We start from the raw sequence: 12,450 nt of genomic DNA on the forward strand, positions 1-12,450 counted from the left end.
TGTAGTCATGCGCGCTATTAAGGCAGACCATTGGGAATGTTGCCCATGATCAAGCCCGGGTTATCAGACTCGCCCACACCCGGGGTTGGTTTTTCCGGCAGCAAACTCATCACGCGGTCGTAGTTGCGGCGGGTGCCCCAATGGCTGTTCTCTGCTTTGAGTGCACTTTTATAAGAAGTCATGGCTTGAGTCAGCAAGTATTCGACTTCATCACGCGTGTTGTTGTCGTTGCCGCCTGTTACCTGGATCGCTTTCAGGAAAAACATATTGCCGATGTTGTGCAAGATGGCTGCGCGTTGCACAGGCGTCGTGCCATCAATCAGCTTGGCAAACAGCAGCGTAGCTTCTTTATAGCGTTCATTTTTTGCCAGCCAGTAAGCCACCGCATATTTTGCTTCAAAACTTTGCTGATCGGTTTGCGGTGTTTTGGCAGTGGTAATGGCCTGATTGAATGCCTTGGCCTGTTGGATCCTTTGCCAGGTATAAGCCATCGTGCCTATCGCAGCCACGGCCACCACGATCAGGCCGATGACCAGTTTTTTTACGCTGAGCGCCATGTGTTGATCTCCAGATATTTAACTGCCAGCAGAATCGCAATCATGACGATGGCGATCCAGTAACACACATTGGTGTAATCATGGCCGGGGATTTTTTCCATATATTGAATCGGCTTTTTTTCTTTGCTGTTGATGTCGGCAATCGCCGCTTCCAGTGAGCGCGGGTCCGAAGCCTCATAGGCGCTGAAAGGCGTGCGTAAAGTCTGGAAGTATTGATACAGCAACACTTCAGTCGGCATATGGCCGTCGTAACCGCTTGCGGTGTATTTCGGGTCGAAGATAGTGATGCCGCCAGGCTGGCGCAGCACAATCCAGTATAGGCCGATATTGTAACGCTGCAGCCAGTCACGCAGTTTTTGCTGCACCATGTCGCTGACACGGCCGGCACCATCTGAGATCAGGATAATCGCGCGTGAGCCTGAATCAGGTACATCCTTAAATAACTCTACTGCACTAGTGAGGCCGCCACCGATATTAGTCTGGAACAAGGAGTTGCCAGCTGTTGCCTGCACGGCAGATAATACTGCCTCCCTGTTTTCAGTCAATGGCAATACGTACATGGCCGAGTTACTAAAGGTAATCACGCCCATCATGTCATTACGGCGGCCTTTAATAAAACCGGTGATGATACGGGCCGCTGCGACTGATTTGGTTTCGCCGATATGGCCGTCTTTATCGCCGACAAAAGCATCATCCATACTGGCACTGCGGTCTAACACTAAACCGATTTGAGCGCCTATGCCGGTGCGTAGTGCTTTTTGCTCAAGTGTATGCGGGCCAGCCAAACCTAAAATCACAAATAAAATGCTTAATGCAGCCAGGGCTTTCAACAGAAGGCCAATGATGCTAGACAGAGGATCTGGCGGTAACAAGCCTATCCAGGAATAATGTTTGCTATGTGAGCGTTCCAGTAACAGTGGCAGCAGTACCAGCGGTAATGCCCACAAAACCCAAGGATGAGTGAATGCCATAATGCTATTTCACCCTTGGTTTCAAGTCAGGATTCAAGTCTGGTTTCACATCTGGCGTCAGACCGCGTTCACAATCACGCATATGACGGCAAAATGTGCGCAGCCATTGCTTGGCAGGCATGCCGAGGTCTAGCGGTGTTTTCGGGTCAAAAAATACCTGGCGGGATAAATGAAAGAAACGCTCAATCTCAAGTTTAGCGGGCTGGTAGGCGGGTTTTTCCTGCAAAAACTGGTCTACATTATTACCAAATACACTATGTCCGGCGACTTTTTGAATGGCCTGGTGCACCACACCAATCGCCTGTTGCAAGCCTTCCTCATTTTCCGGCAGTTTGCCTACGCTACGATAAGCCTTGGCAAATGCACCTCCCATACGTGGTAGCCAGGTACGTGCGCCTAATATATATAACAAGCCAAGCAGGCTAAGCGCAAGCACAGCAGCGGCGATCTTCAGGGCCTGTTCTTCTTTTTTAGTATCTAGCGTGAAGGGCGGAATAAGCGGACTCATCTCGTTTTTGAGATTGACTTCACCGTATACAGATAATGGAGAAGTCCTGAAATTGAACGAAGGGAAGCGCAGCTGACGCAATTCCGTTTTGCCATTGTGACGCAGCTTGACGATTTCACCACGCAGGATAGCGGGACGTACTACGCGCCCGGATTTAAATACCTGGTAAACAAGGTGTATGGTATGCACACTACGGTCAGAAAAAGTTTCTTCTTCTACACTGATATTTGCCAGTTCAACACCGGAAACCTGGCCACGGTAGCGGTGTTCATAACCGACAATCGGCAATGATTCTTTAATCAGTTCATAAGGCTTCTTGACGGTCAGGATAATGGTACGTTCCAGTTTGTCACCTACTACATAACCAGCATCACGGGTAGGGTTGATTTCCTTCACCGTGATATATTTATTGTCTACATTCGGCAATGTGACATCGGCAATGGCTGGCAGAGCGGTGGTAGCCATTGCTGCCATAAGCAAGCAGGCGAATAAGGTTTTTTGCGCTTTCATCAATCGCTTTCCTCAGACAGTCACATATTGATGGAAGTAATCAGTGAGCATGTCTGCATCAAACTGGTCTTCCACAAAAAATGGCTGCATATCAAATTTCATAAACATATCTTCAATCGCCTGGCGACGCGCAGCAAAGGTATCCAGAATCCGCTGGCGATAAGAAGCCCGCAGGAAAAGCGTACGGCGTTCGCCGGTTTCCGGATCATTGATGCTGGTCACGCCAAATTCCGGCAGGTTTTTATATTCAGTACTGTTCCATAACACCACCGGCACAATGTGATGACGCAGCATCAGCAGCAATGCTTCTTCCAGCTGCTCAAGCGGCATGTGGAAGTCGGACACCAGGAAAATCAGCGAGCGTTCACGGGGTAATACTCTCGCGCTATCCAGCAATGCACCGGCACCTACTTCATTAGGTAAATGATTTTCCAGCCTGTCAGCCAATTCCAGCATGCTGTGCGGCCTGGCCGAGAGTGTACTCAACCATTCATCGCGTAATTCATCATCAAAGCCAACAAACGCTGCCGGATCACCATTACGGGTCGCTGATTGAGCGACTGAGCGTGTGATTTCAGCGGCAGTGGTCAATTTGGTATGTGGCACGCCGTACTGCATGGAACCGGATAAGTCACACATGACGAATACGGGCGTGGCGCTTTTCTGGTTAAAAATACGCACATACACCTGCTCCATCGGGTCGCGGATGGTCTGGCGGATATCAATCCGACGGGGGTCAGGGTAAGCAAGCAAAGTCGTATGCCCGCGAAACTCCATACCCATGCCACGCTGGTTGCTTTTATGACGACCAGGACGGCGGGAGCGTGAGCGCCAGCTGATGTGGTAACTGAATTCCTTGATGTAATCCATTAGGTTTAGCTCAAACCGGTATTAAGGCGCAGCGACGGCGTTGACAATACCGGAAAGCATTTCACGCGCGATTTCAGTGCGGCGCATTTCGTAAACCGGGCTGAACACCAGACGGTGCGCAATGGTTTCGTGAAAGACGGCGTGAATATCTTCCGGCACCACTGCATCACGGTTGTTCAACCAGGCATTTACGCGGGCGGCACGCAACAGCATACCCATACCGCGCGGGCTGGCGCCTGAAAGTACCAGGCGCTTCATGTCGACGTTAGATACTTTAATACCATAGGCCAATGGATCTTTAGTCGCCAGCCACAAATTCAATGCGTATTTGCGCAGGGCAGGGGTGGCGGAAATGTTTTCCTGGATGACTTTGGCAAAACTGTTCAACTGGTCAAATTTCAGGATGTCTTCTTCAACATTGCTGATCAGTTGGTCTACATCATGGAAGCGCGTATCAAAAATCAGCGATTCCATAATGTCGTGCGCAGGGGGCACCAAAATTGGAATTTCCATCATAAAGCGGTCACGCGCCGCAGACGGAATGTCGAATGTTTCTTCACGTTCTACCTGGTTACGGTCAGCGAATACCAGCATGTGCGGGAAGTAATGTTCTTTATTAAAAGCAGTCAGCGTGCGCTCAGCCATCACCCGCAGCATCAGCGAATGAACCTGAGGGCGGGCACGGTTAATCTCGTTAAAGAAGAAAATAGACAGGTTTTGCCCAGACATGAGTAACGGGCCTGGGCTAACGTGCGGTTTGCCATCTTCGCCAAGGTAAGTGTGGTAGACCAGGTCATTCGGCATCAAATCGATCGTGCCTTCAATACGCTGGTAGCCGCCACCGATACCGCGCGTAAAAGCACGTAACAAAGTAGTTTTACCAACACCGACATCACCTTCAAGCAATACATGGCCACGAGCAAAGACGGCTGTGGTGATCAACCGCACTGGACTTTCTTGACCCACCACCACTTTATTGACTTCTGATTCAAGTTTTAACGCGTGTGCTCGCCAATCGGCTAGTTGTTGATCATGCATTGCTGATTTTCCTGACGTAATATAATTTTTGAAAGGTAATTGTAACTAAATTGTAATTTCTTCACAGCCGTATATTGCGAATTATTATCCAAACGGTAATAAAACCGTCGTTTTGAATATGTAAAATTCCGTAACAATTTAGGGAATGTTACCTAGGTTTTATCTAAAAGTATACAGGTCTGTATATTTTCGGAATGACAAAAAGCTTTGACTAAACGCAATTTCCGGCGAAAATATTGTTTTATACTAATAAATCAAAATTACATGTCTAGGAAAAGTAGTTTCAGTAAAGAAGAATTATTGGCCTGTGGCCGGGGTGAGATGTTTGGCGAAGGGAATGCACAATTGCCTTTGCCGCCAATGCTAATGTTTGACCGGATTGTTAAAATATCTGATGATGGCGGCAAATATGGGCAGGGTGAAATTATTGCAGAGCTCGATATCAGCCCAGATTTATGGTTTTTTCAATGCCACTTCACTGGTGACCCGGTCATGCCTGGCTGCCTCGGCCTGGATGCCATGTGGCAATTGGTGGGATTTTTCCTGGGTTGGAAAGGTGGCTTGGGCCGCGGCCGCGCCTTGGGTTCAGGCGAGGTCAAATTCACCGGTCAGGTTTTGCCTAAGGCTAAACTGATCCGCTACCACATTGATTTAAAGCGTGTGATCATGCGTAAATTAGTGATGGGTATCGCAGATGCACGTATGGAAGTAGATGGCCGCGAGATTTATAATGCCAGTGACCTGCGTGTTGGTTTGTTTACCACCACGGATAATTTCTAGAAGTCCTTACCGTTTTTGAAGGAGGCGCAATGCGTCGCGTAGTGATTACAGGATTTGGTATCGTATCAAGTCTTGGTAATAACAAACAGGAAGTGCTGGACAGCCTGAAAGCAGGCCGTTCAGGGATTACCTATCAACCCGAATATGCTGAGCGTGGTTTGCGTTCGCATGTGGCTGGTTCTATCAAAAATCTGGATATTGAAGCGCTGATTGACCGTAAGTTATTGCGCTTTATGGCGAAGGGGCATGCTTATGCCTGGCTTGCCATGCAGGAAGCAATTGCTGATGCCAACCTGCCTGAAGACCTGGTTTCCAATGTGCGTACTGGCCTGATTGTAGGCGCGGGGGGCACATCTACCGAGAGTATGCTGGAAGGCACGAATACGCTGGAAGAAAAAGGCATACGCAGGGTTGGCCCTTATATGGTGACCAAAACCATGAGCAGCGGTATTGTTGCCTGCCTGGCAACTGGTGCAAAGATCAAAGGTGTGAATTACGGTATCAGTTCAGCTTGTTCAACCAGTGCACACTGTATTGGTGCTGGAGTTGAGCAGATCCAGCTTGGCAAGCAGGATATTGTGTTTGCCGGTGGTGGCGAAGAAGAGCATTGGACCATGAGCTACCTGTTCGACGCGATGGGTGCGCTATCCAGCAAATATAACGAAACACCTGATAAAGCGTCGCGTACTTATGATGCTGATCGCGACGGATTCGTGATTTCCGGCGGTGGCGGCATTGTGGTGCTTGAAGAGTATGAACATGCCAAAGCGCGTGGTGCCAAGATTTACGCCGAGGTCGTTGGTTACGGCGCTACTTCAGATGGCTACGATATGGTCGCACCGAGTGGTGAAGGCGCAGTGCGCTGTATGCAGCAGGCTTTGCAGGGCTTGGATATCAACGAGATTGATTATATTAATACGCATGGTACCAGTACCCCTGTGGGCGACACTAAGGAGCTGGAAGCCATCCGGACAGTATTTGGCGAAAGCAAAACGGCGATCGCATCCACCAAGTCACTATCTGGTCATGCATTAGGGGCCGCTGGGGTGAATGAAGCTATCTATACATTGTTGATGATGCAACATGGCTTTATTGCCGCTTCTGCCAATATCGATAATCTGGACCCGGCCGCCGAAGGTCTCAACATCGTGCGTGAGCCTATCACATCCACCAAAATCGAAACCGCTTTATCAAACAGCTTTGGTTTCGGGGGCACTAACGCTACTTTAACCCTGTCTACCAAAAATCTTTAAAATAAAAAAGTGTGTTTCTGAGACCAGAAACACACTTAATTTTTTAAATTCCGATACTTAGCGCTGATGATTTTGTGTCCGAGACTTCACATGCTGGAGATGGCTTGCCTTCGTGATATTTAACAGCCGCTACTGTCGATAATCACAGATAATGCCGATGGGTTTGGTGCCGCGGAAGTGATGCTGTATTCAAGCTTGCAATGGTTTTCATCTCGCGCGCCATCCAGGAAATAGGTGGCATGACGGATATCTGAAAGCTCGGCCTGGATGCTAAATTTTCCGGTATCTATCAATTCATTTAGTCCTGCGCCATTAGGATCCCAGCCGACCGGGTACCTGCCGGTAAATAAAATGGTGTTGCCATTGATGATGGTAGAAGTGGCGTGGCCTTGATCAATGTCGCATTGTGGATCAGCAATACAAATCCCTTTCGCCATGGTGGCTACCGACAGCACCGTGGCTTTAAATGATTGCAGAGCGGCAAGTCTTGCCTGTGAGCCGGTTTGCGAGATGTGGGCATAAGCGGTCACTGCCAACGCTGATAAAATCAGCATAACAATCACCAGCTCGACCAGTGTAAATCCCTGTTGCGCGAGAGTGCCTAATTGAGAATAAGAATTCTTCTTCATGGTAAAGCTATCTTACAATAGCAGGTATGGATAATTGTCAATTTTTGACCAATGTTGCATGTGTTAAATAAGGCTTACAAATGCGTCTTTTAAAAGTTATTTTTTCAGGAATGTTAGGGCTGCTTTTATTGAGCCAGTGTGCAACATTGATCGGCGAGCGCACTGTTAGGATGAGTGCTGGCCAGATCCAGCAGAAACTGAATCATAAGCTGGAAAAACCTTTTACTGTCATGCGTGTATTCCATGTCCAGTTGTCTAATGCACTGGTGACGCTGGATCCGGCCTCCAACAGAATACATACCACCATGGATGCCAGGATCGCCAGTGATTTGTTGGCGAATACTGCCACAGGCAAGGCAAGCTTATCAGGACTGCTCAAGTATGATGCATCACGCAATGCGGTGATTCTTGACCAGCCCGCAGTTGATGCAATTCAATTGGATGGCGCTAATAGCCAGTGGAATGGGTTGGTACAACAGCTAGCCAAAGAGATCGGGGCTAAGTGGGTTAATCAGGTGGTGCTATACGAGGTAAAGCCGGAGGAACTGACATATGGTGGAACGCATTACCAGCCAACCGATTTGCGCATGACGGCAGACGAAGTGCAGGTGACGTTGAAGCCGCAATAATTGCGTTAATCTGTCACCAGATGTTTTTCCAGTAGCAGGGCAGCGACCACTTTCCGGCCTTCAGCCGTCAGTATATTGAAAGTGCGGCAGGCAGCCGCTGTCGTCATGCATTCCACAGCGATATTTTGTGACAGGAATAGCTGTGTATGTTTAGGATGTATGAAGCGATGCTTGTCACCCGTGCCCAATAACACCACTTCGGGCTGGAACTTCATGATCGCAGCCAATGTTTGCGCGTCGAGTGATTCCCATCCGCCTTTAAACCAGTCGGTACTAAGCGCATCTCCACTGACGATCACGCTTTGCTCATAAGGCTGTCGATTGATGGTGATTGCTTGGCTGTCTACGCCGTTAATCTGGTATTGCTGGTCACTGCTGTGCAAGTGTAATTTCATGCTTATGTGTTCATCTCTCACATTCAAAAATAAAACAGAAATCGTACCTGGCCAGACCGTCATCTCATCGCGTCGTTCATTGATGAAGCGGGGCTTTGCAGGTAGAATGAAAGCTTTATTTTAAGAGCTTAACACACGCTAAATGTGTTTGTTAACAGAGTATGCAGCCAGTCAATAAATCAAACAAATTAAGCAATGTCTGCTATGACATCCGCGGCCCGGTTTTGCAGCGCGCCCGCCAGATGGAAGAAGATGGTCAACGCATCATCAAGCTGAATATCGGTAATCCGATGCCTTTCGGCTTTAATGCGCCAGAAGAAATCGTGCAGGACGTGATACATAATATGGATCAGGCCTCTGGCTATACTGACTCCAAAGGCCTGTTTTCAGCGCGTAAAGCCATTATGCATTACACCCAGCAAAAGAATATTGAAGGGGTGACCATAGACGACATCATCATTGGTAATGGCGTGTCTGAGCTGATTGTCATGGCCATGCAAGGCCTGCTGAATAATGGCGACCAGGTATTGATCCCGATGCCGGACTATCCATTGTGGACGGCGGCAGTGAATCTGGCTGGCGGTATTGCGCGTCACTATATCTGTGACGAGAAGTCAGGCTGGTTGCCAGACCTGAAAGATATCGAAAATAAAATCACGGCCAATACCAAAGGGATTGTCATCATTAACCCGAATAACCCGACGGGTGCCTTGTACCCGAAAGAGATTCTGGAAGGTATTATCGAGATCGCGCGTCATCACGGCCTGGTTATTTTTGCCGATGAGATTTATGACAAGGTATTGTATGACGGCAATACGCATACATCGATCGCATCGCTGGCAGATGATGTGTTGTTCGTCACCTTTAACGGATTATCAAAAAATTACCGTGCCTGTGGCTATCGTTCGGGCTGGATGATTATTTCCGGTGACAAAAAACCGGCCAAAGATTATATCGAAGGCCTGAATATGCTGGCCTCCATGCGTTTGTGCGCGAATGTGCCCGGGCAATTAGCGATCCAGACAGCATTGGGCGGTTATCAAAGTATTAATGACCTGGTCGCCCCGAGTGGCCGCTTGTGCAAGCAACGCGACCTGGCCTATGACATGCTGACTGCCTTACCTGGCGTCACCTGTGTCAAACCGCAGGCCGCCATGTACTTGTTTCCAAGGTTGGACCCAAAGATTTACCCGATCCAGGATGATCAGCAATTTATCCTGGATTTATTGCTGGAAGAAAAAGTACTACTGGTACAAGGGACCGGCTTTAACTGGCCGTCACCTGACCATTTCAGGGTGGTGTTTTTGCCCAATGTGGATGACCTGACAGAAGCGATGACACGTATTGGTCGCTATCTGGATGGATATCGTAAAAAACATACCAAATAGCACGTGCAAATACGTGTCAATGATTCATTCAGAGGTTTGCTAAGTTATAGAATGTGGATATGAAAGAACTTAAAGTCGGTAAAGAATTAAAAGTAGGATTATTGGGCATAGGCACTGTCGGCGGCGGTACTTATACCGTGCTGACACGTAATCAGTCAGATATAGCGCGCCGCATTGGCGGCAATATTCGTATTGTGCAGGTGGCGGACCGTAATCTGGAACTCGCTAAACAAGTGACTGGTGGCCAGGTGGCAGTCACCGATGATGCATTTGCGGTAGTCAATAATCCTGAAGTGGATGTCGTAGTTGAGCTGATCGGTGGGTATACCATTGCCAAAGAGCTGGTGCTGAAAGCCATTGCCAATGGCAAGCACGTAGTGACTGCGAACAAGGCTTTGCTTGCTGTACACGGTAACGAGATTTTCAAGGCCGCCGCAGAGCAGGGCGTGATTGTAGCCTTTGAAGCGGCAGTGGCTGGCGGTATCCCTATCATTAAATCCTTGCGCGAAGGCTTGAGTGCCAACAAGATTGAATGGGTGGCGGGGATTATTAATGGTACAACCAACTTCATCCTGACCGAAATGCGCGATAAGGGCCTGGCCTTTACTGATGTGTTGAAAGAAGCCCAGCGTCTGGGCTATGCGGAAGCCGACCCGACCTTCGATGTGGAAGGCATTGATGCTGCGCATAAACTGACCATCATGGCCAGCATTGCATTTGGTACGCCGATGCAGTTTGAACAGGCCTACACCGAAGGCATCACCAAACTCACTACCCAGGATATCCAGTATGCTGAAGAGTTAGGGTATCGCGTTAAATTGCTGGGCATCAGCAAAAAAACCGAAGCGGGCATTGAGCTGCGGGTGCATCCGACCCTGATTCCTGAAAAACGCCTGATTGCCAACGTGGATGGTGCCATGAACGCTGTAGTCGTCAAAGGGGATGCCGTAGGGCCAACCTTGTATTACGGAGCAGGCGCCGGTGCTGAGCCTACCGCCAGTGCCGTAGTGGCTGACCTGGTGGATATCGCCCGTTTACATGGGACTAGCGCTGAGCAGCGCGTGGCGTTCCTGGGTTATCAACTGGATCAGCAGCTAGCTTTGCCGGTGTTGCCGATTGCCGAAGTACACTCAGGCTATTATTTGCGCTTGCGTGCTTCAGACAAGCCGGGCGTAATGGCGGATGTGACCAAAATCCTGGCAGATCTGAATATCTCAATTGATGCCATGCTGCAAAAAGAGCCGCAGGAAGGCGAAGCTGAGGCCGATATCATTATCCTCACGCACATTACGCAGGAAAAAAACATGGATGCCGCAATTGCCAGCATCGAGACTTTGCCTGCCATCGCCGGGTCTCTGACCAAAATCCGTCTGGAAACATTGTCGCGCTAACTTGGGTTCAATCGACTGGTTCAATCGATCGTTCTGTCGAATGATTGCACCGGTTTAATACATTAGGCTAATTGCAATGAAATATATCAGTACCCGTGGGCAATCACCCGCGTTGAGTTTTAGTGAAATTCTGTTGGGTGGTTTAGCACCGGATGGCGGCTTGTACTTGCCTGAGCAATACCCGCAATTCAGCGACAGCGATTTAACGTCCATGCGCGGTATGAATTACCGTGAACTCGCATTTGCTATTTTATCTCGACTGGTGGATAACAACGATATTCCGCACGCCGACCTGAAAGCCATTATCGATAAAACTTATCGCGCCGAGGTGTATGGTTACACCCGTGCCGGGCAATCCGCTGAAGACATCACGCCTACCATCAAGCTGGAAGAAAATCTTTATTTATTAAGTCTTTCCAATGGCCCAACGCTGGCTTTTAAAGACATGGCCATGCAGTTGCTGGGTAACCTGTTTGAATATGTGTTGGCTAAAACCGGGCAAACCACCAATATCCTCGGAGCGACTTCAGGAGATACTGGCTCTGCCGCTGAATACGCCATGCGTGGCAAAAAAGGCGTGCGCGTTTTTATGCTGTCTCCTTACCAGAAAATGAGCCGGTTCCAGACTGCGCAAATGTTCAGTCTGCAAGATGACAATATCTTTAATATTGCCGTCAAAGGTGTGTTCGATGATGCACAGGATATCGTCAAAGCCGTGTCGAACGACCACAATTTCAAAGCCAAATATAAAATCGGTGCTGTAAACTCCATCAACTGGGGCCGCATTGCCGCGCAAATTGTCTATTACTTCAAAGGCTACCTGGCAGTGACTGCCAGCAACAGCCAAAAAGTCAGCTTCACCGTGCCTAGCGGTAACTTTGGAAACGTCTGTGCCGGCCATATCGCGCGCATGATGGGCTTGCCGATAGATAAACTCATAGTAGCAACCAATGAGAACGACGTTCTTGATGAGTTCTTCAAAACCGGAGTATATGCACCTCGCGGTGCGGTGAATACCTACCAAACCTCCAGCCCATCCATGGATATCAGCAAGGCTTCCAATTTTGAGCGCTTTGTTTATGACCTGGTAGGGCAGGATAGTGCCAGAGTGCGGGAGTTATGGACTGCCGTTGATCATGGCGGCAAGTTTGATTTGAATGCAGATGGTTACTTTGATAAGGTGAGTGATTTCGGTTTCGTATCTGGTAGTAGCAACCATGTGAACCGCTTGCAAACCATACGCACGACCAAACATAAATACGGCGTGACCATTGATACGCATACTGCAGATGGTTTAAAAGTCGCATTGGAAAAACGCGATCCTGATGTACCCATGCTGGTGCTAGAAACTGCGCTGGCCGCTAAGTTTGAAGATGCGATCGTAGAAGCGCTGGGTGAAAAGCCGGAACGTCCGGCAAGCCTGGATGGCCTGGAAGCGCTGCCGCAGAAGTCCACTGTATTGGACGCCAATGCAGATGCCATCAAAAGCTTTATTGTTGCCAATACTTAACTATCCCAACTTGACGGAGTC

Annotated in this window: 13 protein-coding genes; 6 read left to right on the forward strand and 7 right to left on the reverse strand. The window is 48.8% G+C overall.

Annotated features, from left to right (window positions below; translation table 11 throughout):
* Positions 1–17 precede the first annotated feature (17 nt).
* The 5 genes from VK958_RS08990 to VK958_RS09010 are packed head-to-tail and all read right to left on the reverse strand — an operon-like array spanning position 18 to position 4,454.
* Positions 18–557: a hypothetical protein gene (locus VK958_RS08990; protein ID WP_325240850.1), complete on the reverse strand. Its 540-nt coding sequence runs from the start codon at positions 555–557 to the stop codon at positions 18–20.
* Positions 542–1,528 (reverse strand): vWA domain-containing protein, encoded by a 987-nt coding sequence (locus tag VK958_RS08995; RefSeq protein ID WP_325240851.1) that lies wholly within the window; start codon positions 1,526–1,528, stop codon positions 542–544. Before VK958_RS08995 ends, VK958_RS08990 begins: the two co-directional genes overlap by 16 nt.
* 4 nt (positions 1,529–1,532) lie before the next feature.
* A complete protein-coding gene (locus VK958_RS09000; RefSeq protein ID WP_325240852.1) occupies positions 1,533–2,546 on the reverse strand; it encodes a hypothetical protein in 1,014 nt (337 codons plus the stop codon).
* Between the two features lie 12 nt (positions 2,547–2,558).
* Positions 2,559–3,416, reverse strand: a complete 858-nt coding sequence (locus VK958_RS09005; protein ID WP_325240853.1) for a DUF58 domain-containing protein — start codon at positions 3,414–3,416, stop codon at positions 2,559–2,561.
* 21 nt (positions 3,417–3,437) lie between these two features.
* Entirely contained in the window at positions 3,438–4,454 is a 1,017-nt protein-coding gene (locus VK958_RS09010; RefSeq protein ID WP_325240854.1) for an AAA family ATPase, read from the reverse strand.
* A gap of 264 nt (positions 4,455–4,718) precedes the next feature.
* On the opposite strand from VK958_RS09010, the gene fabA reads away from it, so the two are divergent.
* Positions 4,719–5,234, forward strand: a complete 516-nt coding sequence (gene fabA / locus VK958_RS09015) for a 3-hydroxyacyl-[acyl-carrier-protein] dehydratase FabA (RefSeq protein ID WP_325240855.1) — start codon at positions 4,719–4,721, stop codon at positions 5,232–5,234.
* Between the two features lie 29 nt (positions 5,235–5,263).
* On the forward strand, positions 5,264–6,487 hold the full coding sequence (fabB, locus tag VK958_RS09020) for a beta-ketoacyl-ACP synthase I (protein ID WP_325240856.1): 1,224 nt from the start codon (positions 5,264–5,266) through the stop codon (positions 6,485–6,487).
* Between the two features lie 119 nt (positions 6,488–6,606).
* On the opposite strand, the gene VK958_RS09025 is transcribed toward fabB, so the two are convergent.
* Positions 6,607–7,116: a type II secretion system protein gene (locus VK958_RS09025; protein ID WP_325240857.1), complete on the reverse strand. Its 510-nt coding sequence runs from the start codon at positions 7,114–7,116 to the stop codon at positions 6,607–6,609.
* 80 nt (positions 7,117–7,196) lie between these two features.
* Here VK958_RS09025 and VK958_RS09030 point away from each other — a divergent pair, with 80 nt between their 5' ends.
* Positions 7,197–7,745: a DUF1439 domain-containing protein gene (locus VK958_RS09030; RefSeq protein ID WP_325240858.1), complete on the forward strand. Its 549-nt coding sequence runs from the start codon at positions 7,197–7,199 to the stop codon at positions 7,743–7,745.
* Between the two features lie 5 nt (positions 7,746–7,750).
* On the opposite strand, the gene VK958_RS09035 is transcribed toward VK958_RS09030, so the two are convergent.
* Complete coding sequence (locus VK958_RS09035) at positions 7,751–8,140, reverse strand: Mth938-like domain-containing protein (RefSeq protein WP_325240859.1); 390 nt, start codon at positions 8,138–8,140, stop codon at positions 7,751–7,753.
* A 161-nt stretch (positions 8,141–8,301) separates the two neighbouring features.
* Here VK958_RS09035 and VK958_RS09040 point away from each other — a divergent pair, with 161 nt between their 5' ends.
* The 3 genes from VK958_RS09040 (at position 8,302) to thrC (ending at position 12,429) form a co-directional block, all read left to right on the forward strand.
* The gene (locus VK958_RS09040) at positions 8,302–9,528 is read left to right on the forward strand and encodes a pyridoxal phosphate-dependent aminotransferase (protein WP_325240860.1); all 1,227 of its coding nucleotides are present in this window, start codon (positions 8,302–8,304) and stop codon (positions 9,526–9,528) included.
* A gap of 59 nt (positions 9,529–9,587) precedes the next feature.
* A complete protein-coding gene (locus tag VK958_RS09045) occupies positions 9,588–10,919 on the forward strand; it encodes a homoserine dehydrogenase (RefSeq protein WP_325240861.1) in 1,332 nt (443 codons plus the stop codon).
* Between the two features lie 76 nt (positions 10,920–10,995).
* The gene (thrC, locus tag VK958_RS09050; protein WP_325240862.1) at positions 10,996–12,429 is read left to right on the forward strand and encodes a threonine synthase; all 1,434 of its coding nucleotides are present in this window, start codon (positions 10,996–10,998) and stop codon (positions 12,427–12,429) included.
* Positions 12,430–12,450 lie beyond the last annotated feature (21 nt).

The organism is Methylophilus sp. (assembly GCF_035460085.1).
Classification (GTDB): domain Bacteria; phylum Pseudomonadota; class Gammaproteobacteria; order Burkholderiales; family Methylophilaceae; genus Methylophilus.